Source organism: Sphingomonas sp. BE123 (assembly GCF_031456015.1).
Lineage (GTDB): Bacteria > Pseudomonadota > Alphaproteobacteria > Sphingomonadales > Sphingomonadaceae > Sphingomonas.
Genome location: NZ_JAVDTW010000002.1, coordinates 207527 through 231963 on the forward strand (window position 1 = coordinate 207527; position 24437 = coordinate 231963).

Annotated in this window: 24 protein-coding genes and 1 tRNA gene; 11 read left to right on the forward strand and 14 right to left on the reverse strand. The window is 68.1% G+C overall.

The window, feature by feature from the left end; genetic code table 11:
• Positions 1-5: 5 nt before the first annotated feature.
• The 8 genes from J2Y54_RS09175 to J2Y54_RS09210 all read right to left on the reverse strand — a co-directional run bounded on the left by J2Y54_RS09175 (position 6) and on the right by J2Y54_RS09210 (position 9898).
• Entirely contained in the window at positions 6-809 is an 804-nt protein-coding gene (locus J2Y54_RS09175; protein ID WP_310038944.1) for a manno-octulosonate cytidylyltransferase, read from the reverse strand.
• Positions 810-912: 103 nt separating this feature from the next.
• On the reverse strand, positions 913-3876 hold the full coding sequence (locus J2Y54_RS09180; RefSeq protein WP_310038947.1) for a M10 family metallopeptidase C-terminal domain-containing protein: 2964 nt from the start codon (positions 3874-3876) through the stop codon (positions 913-915).
• A 50-nt stretch (positions 3877-3926) separates the two neighbouring features.
• Positions 3927-4307, reverse strand: a complete 381-nt coding sequence (locus J2Y54_RS09185; protein ID WP_310038948.1) for a hypothetical protein — start codon at positions 4305-4307, stop codon at positions 3927-3929.
• A gap of 73 nt (positions 4308-4380) precedes the next feature.
• Positions 4381-5211 (reverse strand): FkbM family methyltransferase, encoded by an 831-nt coding sequence (locus tag J2Y54_RS09190; protein ID WP_310038949.1) that lies wholly within the window; start codon positions 5209-5211, stop codon positions 4381-4383.
• A gap of 11 nt (positions 5212-5222) precedes the next feature.
• Complete coding sequence (locus J2Y54_RS09195; protein WP_310038950.1) at positions 5223-6299, reverse strand: hypothetical protein; 1077 nt, start codon at positions 6297-6299, stop codon at positions 5223-5225.
• Positions 6296-7399, reverse strand: a complete 1104-nt coding sequence (locus J2Y54_RS09200; RefSeq protein ID WP_310038951.1) for a polysaccharide biosynthesis/export family protein — start codon at positions 7397-7399, stop codon at positions 6296-6298. Before J2Y54_RS09200 ends, J2Y54_RS09195 begins: the two co-directional genes overlap by 4 nt.
• The gene (locus J2Y54_RS09205) at positions 7392-8747 is read right to left on the reverse strand and encodes a glycosyltransferase family 1 protein (RefSeq protein ID WP_310038953.1); all 1356 of its coding nucleotides are present in this window, start codon (positions 8745-8747) and stop codon (positions 7392-7394) included. Before J2Y54_RS09205 ends, J2Y54_RS09200 begins: the two co-directional genes overlap by 8 nt.
• A 29-nt stretch (positions 8748-8776) precedes the next feature.
• Positions 8777-9898: a glycosyltransferase family 1 protein gene (locus tag J2Y54_RS09210; RefSeq protein WP_310038955.1), complete on the reverse strand. Its 1122-nt coding sequence runs from the start codon at positions 9896-9898 to the stop codon at positions 8777-8779.
• A 38-nt stretch (positions 9899-9936) separates the two neighbouring features.
• Between J2Y54_RS09210 and J2Y54_RS09215 the strand changes: the two genes are divergently transcribed.
• Entirely contained in the window at positions 9937-10578 is a 642-nt protein-coding gene (locus tag J2Y54_RS09215) for an ABC transporter ATP-binding protein (protein ID WP_310038958.1), read from the forward strand.
• Positions 10579-10594: 16 nt separating this feature from the next.
• Here J2Y54_RS09215 and J2Y54_RS09220 read toward each other — a convergent pair whose 3' ends face one another.
• From J2Y54_RS09220 to J2Y54_RS09245, 6 genes are all read right to left on the reverse strand, one after another.
• Positions 10595-11758, reverse strand: a complete 1164-nt coding sequence (locus J2Y54_RS09220; protein ID WP_310038959.1) for a lipopolysaccharide biosynthesis protein — start codon at positions 11756-11758, stop codon at positions 10595-10597.
• A 12-nt stretch (positions 11759-11770) separates the two neighbouring features.
• Entirely contained in the window at positions 11771-12559 is a 789-nt protein-coding gene (locus tag J2Y54_RS09225; RefSeq protein ID WP_310038961.1) for an ABC transporter permease, read from the reverse strand.
• A complete protein-coding gene (locus J2Y54_RS09230; protein ID WP_310038963.1) occupies positions 12556-13764 on the reverse strand; it encodes a glycosyltransferase family 1 protein in 1209 nt (402 codons plus the stop codon). The genes J2Y54_RS09225 and J2Y54_RS09230 overlap by 4 nt, the downstream gene beginning before the upstream one ends.
• Positions 13761-15035 (reverse strand): capsular biosynthesis protein, encoded by a 1275-nt coding sequence (locus tag J2Y54_RS09235; RefSeq protein ID WP_310038964.1) that lies wholly within the window; start codon positions 15033-15035, stop codon positions 13761-13763. Before J2Y54_RS09235 ends, J2Y54_RS09230 begins: the two co-directional genes overlap by 4 nt.
• Complete coding sequence (kdsA, locus tag J2Y54_RS09240) at positions 15028-15873, reverse strand: 3-deoxy-8-phosphooctulonate synthase (RefSeq protein WP_310038965.1); 846 nt, start codon at positions 15871-15873, stop codon at positions 15028-15030. Before kdsA ends, J2Y54_RS09235 begins: the two co-directional genes overlap by 8 nt.
• Positions 15874-16076: 203 nt before the next feature.
• Positions 16077-16166: transfer RNA gene (locus tag J2Y54_RS09245), tRNA-Ser, on the reverse strand.
• A 154-nt stretch (positions 16167-16320) separates the two neighbouring features.
• Between J2Y54_RS09245 and J2Y54_RS09250 the strand changes: the two genes are divergently transcribed.
• The 10 genes from J2Y54_RS09250 (at position 16321) to J2Y54_RS09295 (ending at position 24399) form a co-directional block, all read left to right on the forward strand.
• On the forward strand, positions 16321-17091 hold the full coding sequence (locus J2Y54_RS09250) for a DUF1134 domain-containing protein (RefSeq protein WP_310038967.1): 771 nt from the start codon (positions 16321-16323) through the stop codon (positions 17089-17091).
• Between the two features lie 67 nt (positions 17092-17158).
• Positions 17159-17941 carry a histidinol-phosphatase gene (gene hisN / locus J2Y54_RS09255; RefSeq protein WP_310038968.1) on the forward strand — a complete coding sequence of 261 codons (783 nt, stop codon included), beginning with the start codon at positions 17159-17161 and terminating at the stop codon, positions 17939-17941.
• 11 nt (positions 17942-17952) lie between these two features.
• Positions 17953-18429 (forward strand): protein-tyrosine phosphatase family protein, encoded by a 477-nt coding sequence (locus J2Y54_RS09260; RefSeq protein ID WP_310038971.1) that lies wholly within the window; start codon positions 17953-17955, stop codon positions 18427-18429.
• 128 nt (positions 18430-18557) lie between these two features.
• Positions 18558-18761 (forward strand): 50S ribosomal protein L35, encoded by a 204-nt coding sequence (gene rpmI / locus J2Y54_RS09265; protein WP_066581118.1) that lies wholly within the window; start codon positions 18558-18560, stop codon positions 18759-18761.
• 13 nt (positions 18762-18774) lie between these two features.
• Entirely contained in the window at positions 18775-19140 is a 366-nt protein-coding gene (gene rplT / locus J2Y54_RS09270; protein ID WP_010543146.1) for a 50S ribosomal protein L20, read from the forward strand.
• 84 nt (positions 19141-19224) lie between these two features.
• Positions 19225-19848, forward strand: a complete 624-nt coding sequence (locus tag J2Y54_RS09275; RefSeq protein WP_310038975.1) for a LysE family translocator — start codon at positions 19225-19227, stop codon at positions 19846-19848.
• Between the two features lie 51 nt (positions 19849-19899).
• Positions 19900-20988 carry a phenylalanine--tRNA ligase subunit alpha gene (gene pheS, locus J2Y54_RS09280; protein ID WP_310038977.1) on the forward strand — a complete coding sequence of 363 codons (1089 nt, stop codon included), beginning with the start codon at positions 19900-19902 and terminating at the stop codon, positions 20986-20988.
• Positions 20985-23423, forward strand: coding sequence for a phenylalanine--tRNA ligase subunit beta (gene pheT / locus J2Y54_RS09285; RefSeq protein ID WP_310038979.1), 2439 nt, complete (start codon positions 20985-20987; stop codon positions 23421-23423). Before pheS ends, pheT begins: the two co-directional genes overlap by 4 nt.
• On the forward strand, positions 23416-23634 hold the full coding sequence (locus tag J2Y54_RS09290; protein ID WP_310038982.1) for a hypothetical protein: 219 nt from the start codon (positions 23416-23418) through the stop codon (positions 23632-23634). The genes pheT and J2Y54_RS09290 overlap by 8 nt, the downstream gene beginning before the upstream one ends.
• A 27-nt stretch (positions 23635-23661) precedes the next feature.
• Positions 23662-24399 (forward strand): SDR family NAD(P)-dependent oxidoreductase, encoded by a 738-nt coding sequence (locus J2Y54_RS09295; protein ID WP_310038985.1) that lies wholly within the window; start codon positions 23662-23664, stop codon positions 24397-24399.
• Positions 24400-24437: the final 38 nt, after the last annotated feature.

Here is a 24437-nt window from a genome sequence, read left to right on the forward strand (position 1 = left end):
CGCGCTCAGCCCGCAACCTGCTGCCGCAGCGCGAGCGCGTGCTCGACGATCGCGACATCGGCCGGATGATTGACTTCCCAAAAGCCGGCGCGCGGTCGATCGATGGCGACCAGCCGGATCGGCACGCCCCGCTCAAGAAACCGCAGTTGCTCCAGCCCCTCGGCCTGCTCGAGCGCACCCGGCGGCCATTCCGCATATGCGCGCAGTGCGGCGGGCGTATAGGCGTACAGGCCCAGATGCAGCTTCAGCCCCGCCCCATCGGGCAGGCCATGCGGGATCGGCTGCTTCGAGAAGTAGAGCGCGTTTCCGGCTTGGTCGGCGACCACGGTCGTTCCGCCGACGCGCCCCGCCCGCTGATCCGCGAGCAGCAGCCCGCCGGTCGCGGTGTCGCAGACGAGATAGGGGGTGAGCACCGGCGCCGGGCGCACGCACCAGGCATCGATCAGCGCATCGAGCGCGACGCGCGGGACCAGCGGTGAATCGCCCTGAAGGTTGACGACGAGGTCCGGCTGCTCCGTCAGCGCATCAAGGACCGCAGCGCAGCGTTCGGTGCCATTGGCAACGTCGGTCGGGGTCATGACGGCATCGCCCCCGAAGCCGCGCACGGTATCGGCGATACGATGATCGTCGGTCGCGACCACGACCCGCGCGCGATCCGCAACTTGCATCGCCGCTTCCCAGCTCCACTGGATCAGCGGCCGCATGACGCCATCGCCGCCACGGATCGGGGCGAGCGGCTTGGCCGGGAAGCGCGTCGAGCCGTGGCGCGCCGGGACGACCACCAGAATATCGGGAGAATGAGCGGGCATGGCTGAAGGCACCGGCTAGCGGGAAACAGGCTGTGGCACGGCGTCGAGGGTCAGGCGACACAGCAGCGGGCGGCCCGATCCGGGCCACCCGCCGACATGCAGATCAGGCGAGGTGCCAGCCGAGATGCGGCTGGTCGATCAGCGCCATGCCACGCTGATGACCGAGCGTCGCATCGAAATCGGGCGCCGTATCGATCGGCGCGAGCGCGGCGGCAAGCGGTGCCTGTGCCGCCCGGCCGAAGATGAAATCGGCCTCCGACAAGCTGGCCCGCGTCACGCCGTTGAGGACGATGAAATCGCCATTGCCCAAATCGATCGCGGTCGTGCCGCCATTTTCGTGCATCGAATTGATCACCGTCTGCCAGTCGAGGCCGAACGCGCTCAGATCGATCCGGTCGGTGCCGGCAACAAAGTCGCCGATCACGTCGCCGCCGGTGCCGCGTTCGAACACGAAGGTGTCGGCGCCGGCTTCGCCGAACAGCACGTCGTTGCCCGCGCCGCCGTTGAGCACGTCATTGCCCGCGCCGCCCAGCAGCCAGTTCGACGCCGCGCTGCCGGTGATGCGGTTGTCGAGTTCGTTGCCGACCCCGAACGGCGTGTCGCCGCCCAGCACCAGATTCTCGACATTGGCGTAGAGATAATAGCCGGCGCCATTGATCGTGGCATAGACGGTGTCGGTGCCGCCATTGGCCGCCTCGAACGTCAGGTCGTCGGGGGTGTCGACATAATAGGCGTCGTCGCCCGCGCCACCGTCCATCCGGTCATAATCGCCAAGGCCGCTGTCGCCGCGCAGCACGTCATTGCCCGCGCCGCCGACCAGGATGTCGGTGTGGAAGCCCGCCCCGCCGATCAGAATGTCGTCGCCATCCTCGCCGTACAGCGCATCGGCATCCTCACCGCCGTCAAGCGTGTCGTTGCCCGCGCCGCCGACGAGATAGTCGATCCCGGCATCGCCGAACAGCTGGTCGGCGCCGTCCTGCCCGAACAGCGAATCCACGCCGCCACCACCGCGCACGACATCGTCCCCCGCACCCGCGATCAGCAGGTTGGAGCCGCTGTTGCCAAGGATCGTGTTGGCCAGTTCGTTGCCCACGCCGTACAGGTCGCCCGACCCGGTCAGGATCAGGTTTTCGATGTTCGCGTACAGATAGTAGCTGCCGCTCGCGATCACCGTATCGGTGCCCTCGTCGACGAATTCGAACACCACATCGTCCTGACGCTCGACATGGAAGGTGTCGTTGCCGGCATTGCCGTAGAGATTGTCGGCGCCGGTGCCGCCAGTGAGCACATTGTCCGCGGCATTGCCGACGATCACGTCATTCCCGCTGCCGCCGATCGCATTCTCGATCACCGTGCCGCGCGCGATCACGACATTGCCGACGCGCGACCCGACGTTGGAAAAGGCTTCCTGGTTGAGATTGATCCACTGATTGGCAGAGAAGCCCGAATAATCGAGCGTATCGATCCCGCCATTATCGATGATCGTGTAGGAGACATTGGCAAACAACTGGGCGTTGTAGATGTCGCGGCCCGAAGTGTTGTTGAACCCGTAGGTGGTGTCACCGGTGCGCGTGGTGGTGACCACGCCATAGAGATTGGCCACCGCAATCCCGTCCGCCGCCATCGGCGAGAGCGTGAACTGGCGCGTGAAGCCGAGGTCCGCGAAATAGGAATTCTCGACCACGTCGAAATAGGACATGATCGTCGTCACCCAGGCATCGTTGAGATAGCCGGCATCCGAACCATAGTCCGCAGTGCTGTTGTAATTGCCGCCATGGCCCAGCCCCAGCGCGTGGCCGATCTCATGGACATAGGTCTGGAACGAATAGCTGTTGAGCGAGGTGCCGTTGCTGGTCAGCCAGGCGGTGCTGACATTGACCGTCGCGCTGGTCGTGATCCCGTTGCTGTTGAACGAGGCGTTGGCGAAGGCGCCGTCCTGATCGTCGTCAAAGGTGATCTGGGCCGTGCCGCTCTGTTCGACGAACCGGATACCCGTAAAATCGGTCCACAGCGCCAGCGCGGCACGCGCCAGCGTCTGCCCCTCGGCCGTCAATGCGGTGATGTTGACGGTCAGCGAACCGCCAGTGGTGACATCGAAGCGGTGCGGCGTGGTCCAGTAGAGCGTCGTCAGCTGCTCCGCGATCTGGTCGTTGGTCCACACCTGCAGCGGTTCGGCCTCTCCCACGGTGAGGGTGAAGGTCCCCGAATCCGATTCGCGCCAGCTGCCAACGTCGATATAATAGGTTCCGGTGGTTTCGGGCGTGAACACCAGGCGCGAATAGGTGCCGGCGCCACCATCGTCATTCTCGCCAAGCCCGGCACCCGACGCGCTGCGCACCATCAGAAAGGTGTCGACCGCCCCCGAACCGGAGGTTTCGAAGACATAGCGCTGTCCGGCAGTCAGCGTGACGGCATACCAGTCATGGTCGCCAAGCCCGTTGAGCGTCACCGTCGTCGATCCGCCCACTGCGATGCTGGCCGAGGTGGTCGCGTTGTCGCGCACCGTATCCGCCGCATTCCACAGGCCGTTGCTGGCAAAGATGCTGTAATTGCCGGTTTCCCCGTCGGCATAGCCGCCGACGTCGAGGAAATAGGTACCGGTCGTCGTCGCGGTGAAGGTGATCAGCGACAGCGTACCCTGACCGCCATCGTCATTGGTTGCCACGGCCGTACCGCTGGCATTGCGCAGCGAGATCAGCGTGTCGGGTTCGGTCGTGGTGCTGCCACTGCCCGAGGTCCAGAAGGTATAGGTCTGGCCGGCGGTCAACGTGACCCGGTAATAATCGTGGTCACCCGCAGTTTCGAGCGCACCGGCGACCGACCCGCCGAACACCAGCGGAACCGTCGAGCCGATGTCGCCCGGCGTATCGGTGGCGCTGAGCCCCGGGCCGCCATCCTCGTCGCCGGTCTCGAGCCGCGCCTTGGCACAGGCTTCGCACATGCAGGAAGACACTTCGGCATGCTGCACCGCGGCGCCGCCCGACAGATCGGGCGCGACAAAGGCGGTCCCAGCGAAATTGCCGTCGACGAGCGACAGGGTCTGCGGCAGGGTTGAAAAGTCGCGCACGTAATGCCTCCCACTCGGCTCTCTGGAACGTGTGACGGCCGGACCGGCGTTCAGCCGGCCGCGTTCATCGCCCGGGCGACATCCCGCGCCAGCAACGCGATGGAGTCAAGCCCCAACGCCCGATCGGACGTGGAAACCATCCGGGTTTCAAGCGGCTGCGCCCGTCCGGCAGCGATCAGACTGGCCTGCGCCGCAACCGTGTCGCGGCCCGTGAAGCGAACCACGACCGTCATCCCGCTATCGATCCGGGCGCCGGCGGGCGCCAGCCGGTAGCTGCGCCCCGATGCGGCCGACAGCCCCTCGGCAAAGCGGGCGCAGACGGCGTGATCGTCCAGTCCCGACTTGCCCCCGCCCTCGACCCGGCAGGCGAGCGCCATCGGCATGTCCCCGCCACCCATCAGCGCCAACGCCAGCAGCATGCTTCCAGCCATGCGCACTCTCCTGATTCAGTCATGAACGGCCCGATTGCCCGTGCCGGCATGAACCGGCGCTGTCGCACGCGGATCATCGGCGAAAACACAGCATGTGATCGACATGGTGCGACTGGGCGAACAGCGCGTCGATCGTGATCGGGCGAATGCCGGCGGTATAGTCGACAATCTCGAGGCTGAAGCCTTCATCGAGGATCTCGCGCAGGAAACCGCGCGGATCGGGGTAGCGCGACACGGTGAATTCCATGAAGATCGTCAGCGGCTGGCCGCGCGCCAGGATGCCGGTCATCCCGCGCCACACCTGCTGTTCGAACCCCTCGACATCGATCTTGATGAATTCGGCGTCGAGCGCGTCGGGAAAACTGTCGAGCCGGCGCAGCGGCACGGTGTGCGGCGCCGCGTCCTCGGCATGATGCACGCGACCGCCGCCGGGCTGGTGCGCGCTTACCTCGATCGTGACCTGTCCCTCCTCGCTGCCGAGCGCGCAACCATGGACCGCGGTGAAGGGCGCATAGCCGTTCATCTCGACGCTGCGCTGCGCACGGGTCGCCAGCGCGGGATTGGGTTCGAACGCGAGCACGCGCCCGTCCGCCCCGGTGAGGTCGGCGAGGAGCAAGGTGAAATAGCCGAGATTGGCGCCGACATCGATCACCGTCGACCCGCGCCGCACGCTGCGCAGCATCGCTTCGGTGACCCACATTTCCCAGAAGCCGTCGAGCATCAGGTGGCTGCTGATGCCGATGTCGCGCGTGTCGACGAACATCTTGTAGCGGCCGAGCACCCGCGCCAGCGCCGTGTGGTCGCCGCAATAGGCGGTGCGGCACAGCGCGCGGATCTCCGCCTCATTGAAGGTGCGCGGATGCTGAAGCAGCCGCCAGATATCGTAGATCGGTGTCGCGCTCATCGCATCCCCTGTCATCGTATCGCACCGGCGCGGACCGCTGCGAGCCGCGCCGCCATCCGTCCGACAAGCGCACGCATGCCCGACGGTACTGCCGCTGGACCCGCGTCGGCAAGCTCCTGCGCAAGCGCTTCGACGCTGCACGGTGCGCCGCTGCGAACGCTGGCATAGCGCGGATAGACGATCAGCGCGGCGGCGACGAGCTCGGCGAGGGTGAGCCGCCGCGTGCGCCGCGCTATCGGTGCGCGGTCCTGCGTCAGCCCCCAGCCGGCGTAGAAAGGCTGACCGTGCACCACCACCTCGCGCCCGCGCAGCAGCGCCTCGAACCCGGTCAGTGAGGTGAGGACATGGACGGCATCCACCCGGTCGAGCAACGCGGTCAGGCTGGCGTCGGCGGCGACCAGGTCGGCATGATGCAGCGCGGCACGCTCACCGGGGCCAGCGGGGCGTACGCCGGCGACGACATCGGGGTGCGGCTTGTAGATCAGGAAGGAGTCGGGCTCCTCGCTACGGACGCGCGCGAGCAGGTCGCGCATGCCGGCGACGCCGGCATTGCCGAGCAGCACCGAATGATCCTGTTCGACCTGTCCCGGGACCAGCACGATACGCCGCCCCGGCGGCAGTGCCAGCGGCGCCCCGGCCAGATTATATTTGGTCAGCCGCGCGCGCCGCAGCAGCGCAACCAGCGCCTCGGCCCGCGCCAGCATCGCGGCGTCGAACGCGGCCGTCTGGAGCAGGTCTTCGAGGTCGCTCGGCCCGGTCGGGTCATAATGCGGACGCTGGCTGTCCAGCGTCAGCGAGCAGGGCTGGACCAAGGCCGCGCCGAGCCCGGCCGAGCGCAGAAAGCCGTCCTCGATCCACCACAAGGGAACCTTCGCCGCGCGGGCGGCGCCCTTCAACCCGGGCGGCACGCGGGTCGCCCAGCATGCCAGCGCCCCTCCCTTGGCCCGCGCCGTGGCGACCGCCCGCATCGGGTCGCGCTCGACCACCGGGCCGTGCGGATTGCACAGCATCGCGGCGACGCGCCGCCGCTTCCACGGCGCGATGCCGGTCAAGCAGGCGATCTCCTCGGGCCGCGCCAGCGCGCTCATCGCGTCAGCAGGTCGACGGTCACCGCCGGAGTCACCAGCGTGTTGAGCAGCTGCACCATCTTCCCGAACTGCACCGACCGCGCATTGGCGACGAGCAGCACGTCCTTTTCGCGCATCGCAAAGCGCTGCGAGCGGAAATAGCTGCGCGGATCGAGCAGGTTGAGGCGGTAAATCACCGGTTTCGGGCTGCCGTCAGCGCCGGCCTCGTACCGGAACACGAAAACGCCCGTCGCATCGGCACGATCGTCGGACAGGCCGCCCGAGCGCGCAATCGCCTCGGCCAGCGTCAGCGTGTCGCTCTCGAAGGCGAGTTCAGCGACATTGCGCGCCGAGCCGAGTACGGTGAGCGTGCGCACGCTGCGAACCAGCTGAATATGGTCGCCCGGAGCGAGCCGGACATTGGCCGGGCTGTCGACGCGCAGCTGATCGAGCCGGATTTCCGCCGCGGCTGTGCCGCGCACCAGCCGGACGCGCGTGTCGGCGGGGCGATTGGCCGGACCGCCCGCCTGCGCGATCAGGTCGAGCAGCCGCTCCCCCGCCAGCGTCAGCGGCTGGCGCCCGGGGTTGCGGACGTCGCCGCTGGTCACGACGCTGCGCCCCGGCCCGCGATCGACCGCCACGACCACCTGCGCCTGTTGCGAGAGGCCGCGCAGCTTCTGGCGGATCTCCTCCCCGACCGCCGCGCTCGAGCGCCCGGCAACGCGGACCGCGCCGATATAGGGGATGGTGACGGCGCCGGAGTCGCCCACCTCCATGCGCGGCAGGGTGCGCGCCCCGGCGGCAGGCGGAGCGCCCTCGCGCGCGCTGCCCTCGCCCGACGGCGCGAACAGGGCGTAGCCGACCTCGAACACCGTCACGGTCAGCGTATCCCCGACCGCGATCTCGCCGGTCCAGGGCGGGGCGTCGGCGATCGGCCACGTGGTTTCGCTTGGCGTTACCGCTGGGGGCAGCGCGGGCGTGTCGACGATGTCGATCACCGCGATGCCCGACGTCGCCGCCGGCCCCACCAGCTGCGATACCGTAGGCGCGCCGGCGGGCAGGGTCGCGCAGGCCGAGGCGGCGAGCAGCAGCGGAGCGAGGGCGAAGGCGCGCTTACGCATGGGCACGATCCGATCCGCGGATGGCGGTGAAGCGGGCGATGGCGCGCTCTTCGGCCAGATCGTCGTAGAGCCGTCCCAGCCGCTCCTGATAGCGCGCCTGCGAAAACCGCTCGGCCTGCACCCGCCCGACGGCGCTGAGCGTCGCACACAATTCGGCATCGCTATCGAGCTGCGCCAGCCCCGCGCGGATCGAACGCGAGTCATAGGGATCGACATACAGCGCCGCGTCGCCGCCGACTTCGGGCAGCGAACTGGTGTTCGCAGTCAGAACGGGCGTCCCCAGCATCATCGACTCCAGCACCGGCAGGCCGAATCCTTCATAGATTGACGGAAAGGTCACCGCCTTTGCCCCCCGGATCAACCGCATCAGCAGCGCGCGCGGCAGATAATCGATCCGGCGGATGTTCTTGAACGTGGCCTTGAGCGGCTGGACCTCGTCGCGCTGGAGCAGGCGCAGCTCATCATCCGCCCCCCAGCTGCGCCGCCCGACGATCACCAGCGGTGTCCTGGTCGCGAGCGCCAGATACGCCTCGATCAGGCGGTTGACGTTCTTCTTGGGCTCGATCGCACCGTAGAAGAGGAAATAGCCGCGATAGGGCAGACTGAAGATGCTGCGGATCGCGGCCGCCACATCATCATCGCTCTCCTGCAGCACCGCATCGGGGACGCGCACCGCCTGATAGGTGTTGACGATCTTTGGCTCGGCGAAGGGAAAGAATTCGATGATGTCGCGACGGCTCGATTCCGACACGGTGACGATCCGGTCGGCACGCCGCGCGACCGCGCGCATCAGCTTGTAATAATAGCGTTTCCGGTCTGCGCTGGCATAAGGGAGCTTGAGCGGGACCAGGTCGTGCATCGTATGCAGATTGGCCGCACCGCGCAGCTTGAGCGGCAGCGGATAGGTCCAGTGCATCACATCGGCGGGCTCGGGCACGCAGACGTTCGAGAACAGCCCGAGGCGCGCGAAATTGCGGCCGGAAAGGTCGAACATGTCGGGCGCGGTGTACAAACCGGCATCGAATTCGGGCAGACGATGCGCGAACTGGCGCGCGATCACGCGACCGCCCTGCGGGATCTGGCGGGCGCGGCGGGCACGCAGCGTCGCCGTCAGTTCGCGAAACCAGGTGGGCGACAGCGGTTGCGGTGCACGCGTCCGATGCTCGCCGCCCAGCGACTCGTAGAACATGATGTCGCGCAGCCTGGGGTTGAACGGCGCGCGCAGGCCGTAGAGGCCGCCGACCGACAGGCCCATGCCCTGAATCGCGCCGGCGAGTTGATAGCCGTAGGTGGCGACCCCGGTGCCGTGCGGCAGCGCGAGATTATAGCCATCGATCAGTACGCGCATGGTGAACTCGCCCCCAAGCCCCTCATAACTCACCAAAGCCGTTCGTAAAGCGCCGCCAGCCGCGCGGCGAAGCGTTCGGCGGTGAAGTCGGCAGCCCGCGCGCGCCCCGCCGTGACCAGGGCCGCGCGCAGATTGCTGTCGCTTGCGATCCGGCCGATCGCGTCGGCAAGCGCGGGGGCATCGCGCGGATCGACCAGCAACGCGCCGTCGCCCGCAATCTCGGCCGCCGCGCCCGTGCCGCTGGCGAGCGCGGGGACGCCCAGTGCCATCGCCTCGACCACCGGCAGCCCGAAGCCTTCGGCGAGCGATGGCATCAGCAGCGCGCGGGCATTGGCGATCAGCGCGGCGATCGCGGCATCGTCCTGCCAGCCAAGCCGGATCACATCGGGCGCGGCGAGCAGCGCGGCGACCCGGCGGCGCTCGCCAGCGTCGCGCCAGTGGCCGTCCGGCCCGGCGATGACCAACGGCAGCCCGGTGCCAGCGCGGCAATGCGCATGCAGCAGCGCTTCGATATTCTTGCGCGATTCGACCCGTCCGATGGTGGGCAGATAGGCGCCGGGCACCAGGCCAGGCGCAAGCGCCCCGGTCGGTCCGGGGTCGACCGCCTGATAGCAGCACGTGACCCGCTCCCCGGCATTCGGGACCAGCGCGCGCAGATCGCTCGCCGTGCTTTCGGAGACGGTGACAAACTGCGCCGCGACCTGTGACAGCCGACCGAGCAGTCGGCGCTGACGTGCGGCGGGAATCGCAGTCAGCTCCGGATCGGTCAGCGGGATCAGGTCATGGACGGTGTACAGGTTCGCGGCCCCCGCGACATGGATCGGCATCGGGTGTGACCAGTGAACGATTGCCGGGGGATCGCGCAGGATGATCCGCGTCAGCGCGCCGGTCGCGGTGAAGCGGCGCTGGGCAAGGCGGTAGAGGTCGGGGATCAGCCAGCCTGTTCCAGTGCGCAGCCCGGCCGGTCGTCCGTGCAGGATGCGCGGCACGTCGCGCCAGCCGGGCCGGGCCGCCGTATCGCCGCCATCGCCGATCGGCTCGACCGCAACCGGCAAGCGGGCGAGCGCGTCGGCCAGCCCGGCACGATAGCGCGCGATCCCCGTCCCCTCCCGCCAGCGCACTGCACGCCGATCGATCGCGATGCGGTTCACCCCTGTGCTCCGACCGCGCGCTTGCCTATCGTCGCGCGATGATTCGGTTCGACCGCGTGAGCAAGACCTATCGCACGCGGCGCGGGCAGCACCGCGTGCTCGAGGAGGCGAGCTTCACCATCGGGCGGGGCGAGGCGCTGGGCATTTGCGGGCATAATGGCGCGGGCAAGTCGACGCTGCTGCGCCTGATCGCGGGGGTGGAACGGCCGAGTTCGGGGACGGTCGAGCGGCACATGTCGGTGTCCTGGCCGCTTGGCTATGCCAGCAGCTTCCAGAGCAGCCTGACCGGCGCCGACAATGTCCGCTTCATCGCGCGCGTCTATGGTCGCCCGGTCGATGCGGTGCTCGGATTTGTCGAGGAATTTGCGGAGCTTGGCAGCTATCTCGACATGCCGATCCGCACCTATTCGGCGGGGATGAACGCGCGGCTGGCCTTTGCCGCGTCGCTCGCGGTCGATTTCGACTGTTATCTGGTCGACGAGATCACCGCCGCCGGGGACGAACGCTTCCGCGCGCGCTGCCACGCCGCGCTGATGGAACGGCGCGAGCGGGGCACGCTGGTGATGGTGTCGCACGATCCGCACACGCTGCGCGCCTATTGCACCAGCGGCGCGACGCTGAGCGCGGGGCGACTGACCTTCTACGACACGATCGAGGGCGCGCTGGAGCAGCATTTCTAGCGCGCCGCCCGCCCCATCAACTCCGATGCTCGCGCACCCCGGCAATCAGCATCCAGCCGATTCCGTACGCCACGCTAAGGCCGATCAGGATCAGCAATGTCGTACGAAGAGGCTTCGGCAGCGCGGGCTTTTCGGGAAGATTGGGTTCGACCACTGCGACGATGAACAGCTGCTCGTTCGCGGCGCGGGTACGCGCCTGTTCGAGCCGGGCGCGCGCTGCCTCATAGCGCTTCGCCGCGAACTCCTGCTGCAGCCGCAATTCCTCATATTCGCCGAGCCGTCCGGCAACCGCCTCGGGCTGACCGGTCTGGCGCGCGCGGGCAGCCTCGAGCGCGGCGGAGGCCGCCGCGACCTGCGCCGCCATCGCGCGCACCTGCGGGCTGTTCGGGCTGAGCTTGCCGCGCATGTCGGCGAGCGTGGCGGCGGCGCGATCGAGCCGCGCCTGCTGCTCCTCGATCTGACGCGCGCCGCCCGCGCCGGTTGCGGCGGGGTCAAGGTCGCGCTCGCGCTCGCGAAACCCGCCGAGCTGGCGCTGAATCGATTCCAGTTCGTCCTGCGCGCGCTGCGACTCGCCCGATGCGACGCGCAGCGAGGCGTCGAACAGCCGGGCATTGTACGCGTTGACCCGCTTTTCCCCCAGCGCGAGCAGCGCGCGGGCGATACGCTGCGCATCGGCGGGGTCGAACGCGCGCACCGACAGGCGGGTGATATTGTCGTCGGGATCGTAAATCACGTCGACATGGTCGCGGTAGAAATCGAGCAACGTCTCCGCGCGCGGGGCCGGGCTCCACAGCCGCGACAGCGGATCGGTGCCGGGTCGGCGATAGATGGCGACCAGGTCGACCCCCTCCCCACGCAGCGCGCGGACCGCGTCGTGCGAGCGCAGATATTCGCGGATGCTCTGCGCCTCCTGCTGCCCCGGCGACAGGCTGGCGGAGAGGCCGAGCAATTGCCCGACCCCGCTCGCCGGCGCGGGCTGCGGCTCGAGCCCCCGCACCACGAACTGCGCTTCCGAGCGATATTGCGCACTGGCGATCGTGAACAGGTAGAGCGCTGCGACCAGCGTCGGCACGATCACCAGCAGGATGAACGGGTGCGCGCGGGCGCGGTCGAACAGCGAGACCGACCGGTCTTTGGGTGCGGCCCCTGCAATCGGATCATTGGCGTCGGTGCGAGTCATGGGGTTCCGATATCAGGAGAGTTCGATGCGCGCGCGCACATGGTTGAGGCCAAACAGCCCGATCAGCGTCAGCGCGCCGCACCAGCCGACGACATAGGGCAGATCGATCCAGCGCGAGTCGAACGGCTCGAACTGTCCGACCTTGAGCAGTTCGAAGATATGCACCGTCGGAACCCAGACGAGCAGGTCGCGCACCCCCTGCGGGAACCAGGACAGCGCAAAGAACGCGCCCGACAGGGGCAGCGAGAGATAGAGCAACGGGTGGATCAGGCGTCCGATCATCGGCGACTGGTGGCTGGCGGTGGTGACGATCAGCGACAGGCCGAAGGAAAACCAGCACATCAGCGCCACCGCCCCTGCCAATGCCTCGGGCCGCGCCGGCGGATCGGCAAGGCCCAGCGCCCAGGCCCCGCCGAGCAGCACGACCAGCATCACGATCGTGCTCACCGCCTCCAGCGCCATGCGCGCGATCAGCATGTCGGCAAGGGTCACCGGGCGATGGTGGAGCAGCGGGCGATTGGCCTCAAGCACCGATTCGGCGCGCGACACGACCGAGCGGAACATGATGAACAGCCCATAGCCCGCGATGGCGAACGGGATCGGACGGATGCCCCCGGCGATCGGCAGGTCGTGATTGGCATGCAGCAGCGCGACCGCCACCGCGAGCAGCATCGGCTCCGCGAACAGCCACAGATAGCCGATATTGGCGCGACCGAAGCGGGTATGCAGCTCGCGCAGGATCAGCGCCCCGATGACATTGCCCTGCACCCGCAGCGCAGCCCGGAACGACGCGGGGGTCACAGCGCACCCAAAAACGGCAGGACTTGCGCGAAATGCGCGTCCCAGCTCGGCGCTGACCAACGGGTCATCCGCCCCATCTGCGCGGCGCGCATCGGAGAATCCATGCGCGCATAGTCTTGCACCGCCGCCATCCAGCCGAGGCCGTCGAGCGGGTCGAGATAGTCGGGCACATCCCCGCCTGTCTCGCGCAGCGCGGGCAAGTCGCTGGCGATCACCGGAACGCCGGCGGCCAGCGCCTCGGCCACGGGCAGTCCGAAGCCTTCCGCAAAGCTGGGCATCAGCACCGCGCGTGCGCCGGCAATCAGCTCGGCCAGCGCAGCATCGCCGACTCGCCCGGCTTCGACGACATGGCCGCGCAGCGCCGGGCAGCGATCGAGCAGGTCGAGCACCTGCTCATTCTCCCACCCGCGCCGCCCGGCCAGCACCAGCCGGGGCGTGGCGTCGGGCGCCCGCTCGGCCATCGCGCGCCAGATCTGGAGCAGCAGCAAATGGTTCTTGCGCGGCTCGATCGTGCCGACGCACAGGAAATAGGGCGGGCTTGCCGCGACCGCACCGGGACGGCGCGTCCAACAGGGTTCGATCCCGAGCGGCGCGACGATCAGCGGCGGCTGACGCGCAGCGTCGGCGAGATAGGGCGCGACCGCGCGCGCCGTCGCCTGCGAATTGACCAGGATCGCATCGGCACAGCGCGCGGCGTTGCGCAGCCGCCGCCGGTGCCGCTCCGCCCCGCCCGGGCGCGCATATTCCGGAAACTGCGCAGGAATCGCGTCATGGAGATAGATGCAGAGTTTCTCGCCACGTCGCGCGCGGTGCCGGTCCAGCCGGTCGAGATGCTGGTGCGACACGATCAGCCTGACGGCGCCCGAGTCGCTGCGCGGGCGGACGCGAAGCCCGGCCCACGCCTGTGCAACCGGGCCGGGACCGGGCGGCAGGCCCTCCGCCCACCTCTGCTCAAACCGTGCAACCAGCCTGGCCAGCGCAGGACGCGCATAATCCATGCGGCCGAGCCCCGGCAGCATCGCCTCGAATCGCGCAGTCGGCAGCGCCAGGAGCGCACGCGCATAGGCCAGCTCGACCCGGTCGATCCCGGTCGGTGTGGCGCAACCCGCCCGCCGCAACAGCCGGGTGACGTCGAGCGTTACGCAGCGCGGCGCCAAGACTTCGCGCGCGCCCGCCGCGCGATCAAGGGCGAGCGGCGCGTTCACCGGTCACGCAACCGGGCGACCGCATTGCGCACCAGCAGGTCGAGCGCCGCCTCGCTATGAAACCCGCCATTGATCAGCGATTTGGCGCGCAACGCGCGGCAGAAAATATCGAACGCTCCGGTATCGACCGGCGGCGGCGCGCGCCAGAATGCGTCGAGCGGCACCGCTGCGGTCACCCCCGGCACGTCGTAGATCGCCGTCCCCAGCACCTTGACCGGAACCCCCGCCGCCAGCGCGAGCGGGCCAACGCTGCTGTTCACGGTCACCACCCCGCGTGCGACGCGGAGCAGCGGCATCAGATCGAACCGCTCGATAAAGGCCACGCGATCGCTCAGCCCAAGCGTGGCAGCGCGATCGGTGACGAAGCCGCGCCAATTGTCGACATCGGGATCGAGCGGGTGTTGCTTGACCAGCAGCGCCACGTCCGGCGGCGCGTTCCGGAATGCGTCGAGCACCTGCACGACGGCATCGCGCATCGACGCAAAGGGCGAGTGAGCGGTGATCTGCGCATCGCCCTCAAGCTGGAGCGGAAACAGGAAGAAGGGCCGACCGGCCAGCCCTGCAAGCGCATCGCGGCTTGCGCGACGCTCGGCCCAGCGCCGTGCGTATCGCCGCACCCACGCCGCGCCCTCGCGCAGCGGGGAAGCATGGCGATGGGTGCGATAATGGCGGAAGATCGGCGCGGCCGCATGCGTCGCGGCGTAATAGAGCGTGGCTTCGCCGGCGCGCCGCCGGAACCGGTTCTCGACCGGAACCGCCTCGCCAAGCGCCCCGGCGCGATCTGCAATCAGGCGTACAGCGTGCAGCGATCGCGGGAAGGACGAGTGGCCGTTCACCCCGCCCCGCTCCATCGTGACATGGTTGGGGCGCAGATAGCCCTCTTCAAAGGTCACGAAGCCAAGGCCGCGCCGGTCGGCGAGCACGCGCGCGGCGCGGTGGATCGGGCGCAGGTCGCCGAAGACGATGATGTCGGTGATCCGCCGGTCGTCGACAAAGCCCTCCAGCCAGCGTGGCCAGTCGGCGGGCGTGCCGCGATAGGCGATGGCGCCCGGGCCGGGCCAGTCGAGCCAGTCGCCGCCGTTGAAATTGATCCGCGACACCAGCGCTCCCTCGTCCCGCAGCGCGGCACCCAGCCGTCGGAAGAACGGGCCCGGCAACCCCTGCAGAAACAGGAAATGGCGCGCGGTACGGGCAGCCGTCACGGGCTCTACCCGCGCAACCGCGTCATCCGCCACGCCATCCTCCAGCAGGGCGCAGGCGAGACTAGCCATCGGCCATCCCGGCTTCGCGAACCAGATCGTGAATCCGCGCGACATCGGCGAGCAGCGCTTCAAGCCGGTCGAGCGGCCAGACGGTCGCGCTATCGGACCAGGCACGGGCGGGATCGGGATGCGTCTCGATGAACAGTCCGCCAATCCCCGCCGCCGCCGCCGCGCGTGCCAGCAGCGGGATCCACTCGCGCGCGCCGCCCGACTGGCCATTGGCGCCCCCCGGGCGCTGCACCGAATGCGATGCGTCGAACAGCGTCGGCAGGCCGGTCGCGCGCATCATGCCCAGGCTGCGCATGTCGACGATCAGATCGTGATAGCCGAAACTCGTCCCGCGCTCGGTCAGCATGACGTGATCGGGCGCCGCGCAGCCGGCAGGCAGCGCATCGCGCACCTTGGCGGCGGCATGGACCATGTCCTCGGCCGCCATGAACTGGCCCTTTTTGATATTGACCACGCGCCCGGTCGCGCCGGCGGCGCGGAGCAGATCGGTCTGGCGCGAGAGAAAGGCCGGGATCTGGATCACATCGGCCACTTCGGCCACCGCCGCGACCTGTGCCGTTTCGTGCACGTCGGTCAGCACGGGAAGGCCGGTTGCCGCCCGCACCTGGGCGAGTACCGCCAGCCCTTCGTCGAGCCCCGGCCCGCGCGGGCTGGCGCCGGAGGTGCGATTGGCCTTGTCGAAACTGCTCTTGAAGATGACGGGGAGGTTCAGCCGCACGCCGATCGCCGCCAGCGCTTCGGCGACGCCCAGCGCATGGTCGGCGCTCTCGATCACGCATGGCCCGGCGACCACCAACAGCGGGCCGCCCGGCGCGACAGTGAAATGTCCGATGCGCAACGCAGATACCCCCAGCGCAACTCCTGCACTGCGCTTTTGGGCATGGCGCAAGCCATTCGCAACCGGCATTTTACAGGCGCCCGATCGGGGGATGCTGCGGCTAGCGAACGGCGCACATCGTTACACAGTGCGCGACACCCAGCGCGTCTGACACACAGGGCCTAAGCCGAAACCGGGCGTAACGGGGGATGCAGGCGGGCAAATGGCGGAGACGGAGGGATTCGAACCCTCGGTACGGTTCCCCGTACGACGCTTTAGCAAAGCGTTGGTTTCAGCCACTCACCCACGTCTCCGGATGCCTGCGGCGAGCGGGCGCTATAGCGAGGCCTGGGCCCGCGATCAATAACCGGTTTTGCAGCGGCCGGGCGTGAAATCGAGTCGAGTCATCGCCGGTTCATTGCCGCGCCGGCATCCGCCGGGATAGAGGCGTGCCATGGGAGGGCAAAGATGCGACGGATGATGTTCTGGATCGGGATGGCGATGGCACTGCCCGCGCTTGCCGCTACCCCCGCGCTTGCCCAGGTGCGGACGATCGATCCCGATACCGCGATCGACGCCGACCTTGATCGCCCGCAGACCGCGATTCCGGCCGATTCGGGCACCCAGGACGAGCGGGTCGATCCCGGCGCCCCCTATGAAGCACCGCAACAGGATCCCGGCCCGGCACCCGCCTCACCGCCCGCCGGCCAGACGCTGCCGCAGGCGGGCGCCGCGCTGCCCAAGCCCGAAGCGCCGGTGACCTTCGACCGCGTCCGCCTGGTGTCGGAGGCGGAGAATGTGTTCGGCAAGGGCGCAACCGGCCTGGCTTCGCTGATCGAGGACATTCTGAAGGATCAGGGCGAGCCCAACGCCTATATCGCCGGATCCGAAGGATCGGGCGCACTGGTGGTCGGCCTGCGCTATGGATCGGGCAAGATGGTCCATGCGGTGGAGGGCGAGCGCGACGTGTACTGGACCGGCCCCTCGATCGGGTTCGACGTCGGCGGCGACGCGAACAAGGTCTTCGTGCTCGTCTACAATCTCTATGACAGCCAGGAACTGTATGAACGCTTCCCGGCGGGCGAGGGTCGGCTCTATTTCGTCGGTGGCTTCTCGGCCACCTATCTGCGCCGGGGCGATGTGGTGCTGATCCCGGTGCGGCTCGGCGTCGGTTGGCGGGCAGGGGCCAATGTCGGATATATGAAGTTCAGCGAAAAGCGGCGCTGGCTGCCGTTCTAGCGTCGACAGGGCTGCGCAGGACCGGTTGCGCTTGAAGCCGGTGCCCCTCCCCCGCTAGGCGGGGCGGATGCCAGTATCCCAAGCCGATATCGACCTCGCCCACCGCCTCGCCGACGCGGCGGGCGCAGCGATCCGCCCCTTTTTCCGCGCCGAATACGGCCTTGAGACCAAGGACGATGCCTCGCCCGTGACGCTGGCCGACAAGGCAGCGGAGGCGGCGATGCGGCGGCTGATCGTCGCCGATCGTCCGATGGACGGCATTATCGGGGAGGAAGAGGAGGAGCGCAGCGGATCGAGCGGGCGCACCTGGGTGCTCGATCCGATCGACGGGACGCGCAGCTTCATTGTCGGGCGGCCGATCTTCGGCACGCTGATCGCATTGCTGGAGGATGGCTGGCCGGTGCTTGGCATCATCGACCAGCCGATCATCGGCGAACGCTGGCTGGGCGTGACCGGGCGACCGACGCTGTTCAACGGCAAGCCGGCGCAGGCGCGCAGGTGCCGCGAACTGTCGCAGGCGCTGCTCGCCACCACCTCTCCTGCCCTGTTCACCGACGGCCAGCTCCATGCGTTCGAGCATGTCGATTCGGCGGTGATGAGCACCGTGCTGGGCGGTGACTGCTATAATTACGGGCTGGTCGCGTCGGGGCATCTCGACCTGGTGATCGAGGCGGGGCTGAAGCTGCACGATTTTGCCGCACTGGTGCCGGTGGTCGAGGGCGCGGGCGGGCGCATGTGCGACTGGCAGGGCGATCCGCTGCACGCGGGCAGCACGGGCGAGGTGATCGCGGCGGGCGATCCGGCGCGAATCGAGGAAATCGTGGAGGCGCTGGCCTGCCGCGGACATTGAACAGGGCTCGAATGGCTTCGGACATCTACTGGATCGAATCGGCCCAGCCCCGTCTGGCGATCATGGCGCGGCCACGGGCGGGCGACTGGCTCGAGGATGAAATCGCCCATTGGCGCAGCGCCGGAATCGCTACGGTCGTCAGTCTGTTGGAGCGTCACGAGATCGACGACCTGGGCTTGGCCGACGAACCCGCACTTTGCGCGGCAGCGGGCATCCGATTTCTGTCGCTCCCGATCCCCGATCGCGGACTGCCGAGCGATTCCCGCGCCTTCGACGCGTTTATCCAAGAGATGGCAACCGACAGCGCGCCGCTAGCTATTCATTGCCGTGCCGGCATCGGGCGTTCAGCCATCGTCGCTGCCGCCATGCTGGTTCGCCGGGGTGTCGCACCCGCGCTTGCCATTGAACAGATCTCGCTTGCGCGTGGCACCCGCGTGCCGGACACAGAGGCTCAGCGTGACTGGATCCTGCAGCTGGCCGCACGCTAGCACCTCAGGCGGTTGCAAAACCGACTCAAACCGACTATCGGCCCGCCTTTCCGCGATTCAGGGGAACCGCCCGGCTAACAAGGGCTGCCGGGGCTGTTCGTGATCGTCGCGCGTAAAAGGAGACGAAAATGCCCAAGATGAAGACCAAGAGCGGTGTGAAGAAGCGCTTCAAATTCACCGCAACGGGCAAGGTGAAGCACGGCGTCGCCGGCAAGCGTCACCGCCTGAGCAGCCATAACGCGAAGTATATTCGCACCAACCGCGGCACGTCGGTCCTGTCCGAAGCTGATGCCGGCCATGTGCGCCTCTGGGCGCCCTACGGCCTCAAGTAAGGAGTAGCAGACCATGGCACGTGTTAAGCGTGGTACGACCACGAAGGCGAAGCATAAGCGGATTTTGGATCAGGCGAAGGGCTATTATGGCCGTCGCAAGAACACCATCCGCATCGCGCGCCAGGCCGTCGAAAAGGCCGGCCAGTACGCCTATCGCGACCGCAAGGTTAAGAAGCGCAGCTTCCGCGCCCTGTGGATCCAGCGCATCAACGCCGGCGTCCGCGCCGAGGGCCTGACCTATTCGCAGTTCATGCATGGCCTCAAGCTCGCCGGCATCGAACTGGACCGGAAGGTCCTGGCCGACATCGCGATGCACGAAGGTGAGGCGTTTACCGCCATCATCGCGCAGGCGAAGGCGGCGCTGCCCCAGGCCGCCTGAGGCAGCCTGTAGCGACCGAACGAATCGGGGCGCCGGTGGACCATCCACCGGCGCCCTTTTTCTTGACCGAGCAAGGACTGCCCCATGACGCTCCAGACCTGGTGGCTCTATGTCACCGCCGTGTTCCTGATCTCCGCGACGCCGGGGCCGAACATGCTCCACGTCATGGTGCAGAGCATCCATCACGGCGCGCGCCGGTCGGTCGCGTCGATGCTGGGGCTGATGACCGCGAACATGCTGTGCCTGCTGGCGTCGGCCGCAGGATTGGGCGCGTTGCTCAAGGCATCGCCGATGCTGTTCGATGCGCTGCGTTACGCCGGGGTCGGCTATCTCGTCTGGCTGGGGATCAAGGCGTGGCGCGCGCCGGTCGCGGGCGGCGATGCAACGGCGGAGAGGCCCGCCCCGCCCTCGCTGCTCGCGATGTTCGGCACCGGGCTCGGCACCGGCTTTTCCAATCCCAAGCTGATCATCTTTGCCGCCGCGCTGTTCCCGCAGTTCATCAATACGAACGCACCCTTTGCATCCCAGCTGACCATCCTGATCGCCAGCTTTGCGGTGATCGAGGCCTTTTGGTTCAGCATGTATGCGCTGGGCGGCCGCTCGCTCGCCGCGTGGCTCGCGCCGGCCAGCCGGCAAAGGCTGTTCAACCGCGTCACCGGTGGCGTGTTCATCGCGTTCGGCGTCGCTTTGCTCGGCAGCCGGGCTTGACCTTCGCGCCCGACTGCGGTTCGGGCCACTAGACCATTGAACGGAATTGCGATGACCGATCTCGACCAACTCAAGGCAGACCTTCTCGCCGCGATCGACGCGGCCACCGGCGTCGATGCGCTGGAGGCGTTGCGCGTCCATGCGCTGGGGAAGCAGGGCGCCGTCACCGGCCTGCTCAAGACGCTGGGCGGCATGAGCCCCGAGGAGCGGCAGGAAACCGGCCCGCGCATCCATGGCCTGCGCGAGGCGGTGACCGAGGCGATTGCGGCGCGCAAGGCGGCGCTCGAAGGCGCGGCGCTCGAGGCGAAACTCGCCAGCGAGACGCTCGACATGACGTTGCCGGTCGATGGCGTCGCGGCCGGCACGGTTCACCCGATCAGCCAGGTGATGGACGAGCTCGCCGAAATCTTCGCCGACATGGGCTTTGCCGTCGCGACGGGGCCCGAGATCGAGGACGACTGGCACAATTTCACCGCGCTCAACATCCCGGAAACGCATCCGGCGCGGGCGATGCACGACACCTTCTACCTCGCCGGCGAGCATGAACGGCCGATGGTGCTGCGCACGCACACGAGTCCCGTGCAGATCCGCACGATGACGTCGCAACAGCCGCCGATCCGCATCATCGCGCCGGGCCGCGTCTATCGCAGCGACAGCGACGCGACGCATACGCCGATGTTCCACCAGATCGAGGGGCTGGTGATCGACAAGGGGATCACGCTCGGCCACCTCAAATGGACGCTGGAGACCTTCCTGAAAGCCTATTTCGAGCGCGACGACATCGTGCTGCGCCTGCGCCCGAGCTATTTCCCGTTCACCGAGCCGAGCGCCGAAGTGGACGTCGGTTTCACGTGGATCAATGGCAAGCGCGTGATCGGCGGCAGCGGCGATGCCGAGGGCGGCGGCTGGATGGAAGTGCTGGGCAGCGGCATGGTGCATCGCCGGGTGATCGAAGCCTGCGGGCTCGACCCGGATGAATGGCAGGGCTTTGCCTTTGGCACCGGGGTCGATCGCCTCGCGATGCTCAAATATGGGATGGATGATTTGCGCGCATTCTTCGACGGCGATCTGCGCTGGCTGAAGCATTACGGCTTCGCGGCGCTCGACGTACCCACGCTTTCGGGGGGAGTCGGGGCATGAAGTTCACGCTGAGCTGGCTCAAGGAGCATCTCGACACCGACGCCGACCTGACCGCGATCCTCGATTGCCTCAACCGCATCGGGCATGAGGTCGAGGGTGTGGAGAATCCTGGCGCGGCGCTCGCCGCGTTCAAGATCGCGCGCGTGCTGACCGCCGAGCGGCATCCGCAGGCGGACAAGCTGCAGGTGCTGACCGTCGATGCCGGCCCGGAGGTCAACAACGGCGAACCGCTGCAGATCGTGTGCGGCGCGCCCAATGCCCGCGCGGGGCTGGTCGGCGTGCTCGGCCTGCCCGGCGCGACCGTGCCCGCCAACGGGATGGTGCTGAAGGTCGCCGCCGTGCGCGGGGTCGAATCGAACGGCATGATGTGTTCCAGCCGCGAACTGGAGCTGGGCGACGATCATGACGGCATCATCGAATTGCCCGAGGATGCGCCGGTCGGCACAGCATTCCCGGACTATGCCGGGCTCGACGATCCGGTGATCGATGTGTCGATCACCCCGAACCGGCAGGACTGCATGGGCGTGCGCGGGATTGCGCGCGACCTCGCCGCTGCGGGCCTTGGCACGTTGAAGCCGCTCGACGCGGTGGTCGCCGCGTTGCCCGCAATCGATCCGCAGGGCGCCGGGCCGGATGTGCGTACCGAGGATAGTGAGGGTTGCCCTGCATTTTACGCGCAGAGCGTGCGCGGGGTCCGCAACGGGCCGTCGCCCGACTGGCTGCAACGCCGGTTGAAGGCGGTCGGGCAAAAACCGATCAGCGCGCTGGTCGACATCACCAATTTCGTGATGCTGGGCCTTGGCCGTCCGCTCCATGTCTATGACATGGCGACGCTCAGCGGCGGGCTGATCGCGCGCCGGGCCAAGGCGGGCGAAGCGGTGCTGGCGCTCAACGGCAAGAGCTATGCGCTGGACGAGAGCATGACCGTGATCGCAGACGATGCCGCCGTGCACGATATCGGCGGCATCATGGGCGGCGAGCATTCGGGGTGCAGCGACACCACCACCGACGTGCTGATCGAATGCGCCTATTTCGATCCCGCGCATATCGCCCGCACCGGGCAGAAGCTGATGCTGACCAGCGATGCGCGCACCCGGTTCGAGCGCGGGGTCGACCCCGAGTTTCTCGATGAGGGGCTGGCGATCGCCACGCGGCTGGTGCTGGCGCTGTGCGGTGGTACTGCGAGCGACGTGACGCGCGCGGGCCAGCCACCGCGGGTCGGGGCGATCCTGGGCTATGACCCCAAGCTCGCCGAAACGCTGGGCGGGCTGGCGATCCCGGCGGAGCGCCAGAAGGACATCCTCGAATCGCTCGGCTTCACCGTCCAGCCGCTGGATGCCAACGGCGATCCGTGCGAGCTGACCGACACGTGCGACGGCTTCCGCGTCACCGCACCGAGCTGGCGCCGTGACGTCGACGGTCCCGCCGATCTAGTCGAGGAAGTGATCCGGATCGAGGGGATCGACAAGGTCCCCTCCACCCCCCTGCCCCGCGCGCCCGGCGTCGCCAAGCCGACGGCAACGCCCGAACAGAAACTGGAGCGCCGCATCCGCCGCACCGCCGCCGCACGCGGCCTGAACGAGGCGGTGACGTGGAGCTTCATCTCCGAGAGCGAGGCGCAAGCGGTCGGCGGCGGCGCATGGACGCTCGCCAATCCGATCAGCGAAGACCTCAAGGTCATGCGCCCCTCGCTGCTGCCGGGCCTGATGATGGCGGCGGCGCGCAATGTGAAGCGCGGCGCGACGAGCGTGCGCCTGTTCGAACTCGGCCGCCGTTATCTGGCCGGCGGCGAGAGGCTGACCCTCACCGTGCTGCTCGCCGGCGACCGCAGCCCGCGCGGCTGGGCGAATGGCAAGGCGCAGCCCTTCGGTGCGTTCGACGCCAAGGGTGAAGCGCTGGCGCTGCTCGAAGCGGCCGGTGCGCCGGTCGGCAACCTTCAGGTCATGGGTGAAGCGGGTTCGGCCTGGCACCCCGGCCAGTCGGCGACGCTGCGGCTGGGCCCGAAAACGGTGCTCGCCGCATTCGGCATGCTCCACCCGAGCCTGACCAAGCGCTTCGACCTCGACGGCCCGGTCGCCGCGGTCGAGATTTTCCTCGACGCGATCCCCGCCAAGCGCGCGACGGGCTTCGCCCGCCCCGCCTACACGCCCCCGGCGCTGCAGGCGGTGACGCGCGACTTCGCGTTCATCGTGCCAGGCACCCTGGCGGCGGGCGATCTTGTCCGTGCGGTCAAGGGCGCGGACAAGGCGGTGATCACCGATGCGCGGCTGTTCGACCTGTTCACCGGCGCGGGCGTCGAGGACGGCAAGAAGAGCCTCGCGGTCGAAGTGACGCTGCAACCGGGCGAGAAAAGCTTCACAGACGCCGAGATCAAGGCGGTGGCGGACAAGGTCGTCGCGGCAGCGGCGAAACTGGGCGCGAGCCTGCGTGGCTGACGCGGCGCGCATGTGGCGGGTGGTCGGCATCGACACTTTTGCACGCGAGGAATATGGCCTTGGCCGTTTCGCCACGCGCGCCGAGGCAATGGCCGCCGCACGTGATGCGCTGACCCGGATTGCCATGCATCAGGCCGGCGCGGGAGAGTTGCAGGACAGCGTGGCCGTCATCGACGCCGATGGCGTACAGGTCCCGATCGACCCCGCCTGATCCTTCCATCGTTCAAGGAGACCGTTCATGCCCACCGTACTTATCACCGGCGCCACGGCAGGGATTGGCGAGGCGGCGGTGCATGCCTTTGCCGAGTCGGGCTGGCATGTCGTCGCGACAGGGCGCCGCGCGGACCGGCTGGCGGCGCTGCAGAGCGACAGCGTCCACACGCTCGAATTCGATATTCGCGACGAGGCGGCGCGCGACGCGGCGCTGGCGTCGTTGCCCGAGCCGTTCGCCGCCATCGACCTGCTGATCAACAATGCCGGGCTCGCGCGGGGCCTCGAGAAGGCGCAGCAGGCCGATCTCGATAACTGGAAGACGATGGTCGACACCAACGTCACCGCGATGATGTCGATCACGCACAAGCTGCTGCCGATGCTGATCGAGCGAAAGGGCGCGATCATCAACCTGGGGTCGGTCGCGGGGAGCTATGTCTATCCCGCGGGCAATGTCTATGCCGGGACCAAGGCGTTCGTGAATCACTTCAGCCTCGCGCTGCGCGCCGATCTGCACGGCACCGGTGTGCGCGTCACCTCGATCGAACCGGGCATGGTCGAGACCGAGTTCATGACCGTGCGCACCGGCGGCGACAAGCAGGCATCGGACCGGCTTTATGCCGGCGTCCATCCGATGACGGCGGAAGATATCGCCGACACCTTGCTCTGGGTCGCGACGCTGCCGCCGCATCTCAACATCAACCGGCTTGAGCTGATGCCGGTCAATCAGGACTTCGCCGGTTTCGCGGTGCATCGCGAAGGGTGAGGATCGCAGGAGGTGACGGCGCCGCCGCGACCCGCTAG

Coding starts and splice junctions, on each gene's coding strand:
- J2Y54_RS09275 (WP_310038975.1), top strand. CDS start 19,225: ATGACGCTCCAGACCTGGTGGCTCTATGTCACCGCCGTGTTCCTGATC.
- J2Y54_RS09250 (WP_310038967.1), top strand. CDS start 16,321: ATGCGACGGATGATGTTCTGGATCGGGATGGCGATGGCACTGCCCGCG.
- J2Y54_RS09175 (WP_310038944.1), bottom strand. CDS start 809: ATGCCCGCTCATTCTCCCGATATTCTGGTGGTCGTCCCGGCGCGCCAC.
- J2Y54_RS09195 (WP_310038950.1), bottom strand. CDS start 6,299: ATGAGCGCGCTGGCGCGGCCCGAGGAGATCGCCTGCTTGACCGGCATC.
- pheS (WP_310038977.1), top strand. CDS start 19,900: ATGACCGATCTCGACCAACTCAAGGCAGACCTTCTCGCCGCGATCGAC.
- J2Y54_RS09220 (WP_310038959.1), bottom strand. CDS start 11,758: ATGACTCGCACCGACGCCAATGATCCGATTGCAGGGGCCGCACCCAAA.
- J2Y54_RS09260 (WP_310038971.1), top strand. CDS start 17,953: ATGGCTTCGGACATCTACTGGATCGAATCGGCCCAGCCCCGTCTGGCG.
- J2Y54_RS09185 (WP_310038948.1), bottom strand. CDS start 4,307: ATGGCTGGAAGCATGCTGCTGGCGTTGGCGCTGATGGGTGGCGGGGAC.
- J2Y54_RS09205 (WP_310038953.1), bottom strand. CDS start 8,747: ATGCGCGTACTGATCGATGGCTATAATCTCGCGCTGCCGCACGGCACC.
- rplT (WP_010543146.1), top strand. CDS start 18,775: ATGGCACGTGTTAAGCGTGGTACGACCACGAAGGCGAAGCATAAGCGG.
- J2Y54_RS09215 (WP_310038958.1), top strand. CDS start 9,937: ATGATTCGGTTCGACCGCGTGAGCAAGACCTATCGCACGCGGCGCGGG.
- hisN (WP_310038968.1), top strand. CDS start 17,159: ATGCCAGTATCCCAAGCCGATATCGACCTCGCCCACCGCCTCGCCGAC.
- J2Y54_RS09295 (WP_310038985.1), top strand. CDS start 23,662: ATGCCCACCGTACTTATCACCGGCGCCACGGCAGGGATTGGCGAGGCG.
- J2Y54_RS09200 (WP_310038951.1), bottom strand. CDS start 7,399: ATGCGTAAGCGCGCCTTCGCCCTCGCTCCGCTGCTGCTCGCCGCCTCG.
- pheT (WP_310038979.1), top strand. CDS start 20,985: ATGAAGTTCACGCTGAGCTGGCTCAAGGAGCATCTCGACACCGACGCC.
- J2Y54_RS09190 (WP_310038949.1), bottom strand. CDS start 5,211: ATGAGCGCGACACCGATCTACGATATCTGGCGGCTGCTTCAGCATCCG.
- J2Y54_RS09235 (WP_310038964.1), bottom strand. CDS start 15,035: ATGGCTAGTCTCGCCTGCGCCCTGCTGGAGGATGGCGTGGCGGATGAC.
- rpmI (WP_066581118.1), top strand. CDS start 18,558: ATGCCCAAGATGAAGACCAAGAGCGGTGTGAAGAAGCGCTTCAAATTC.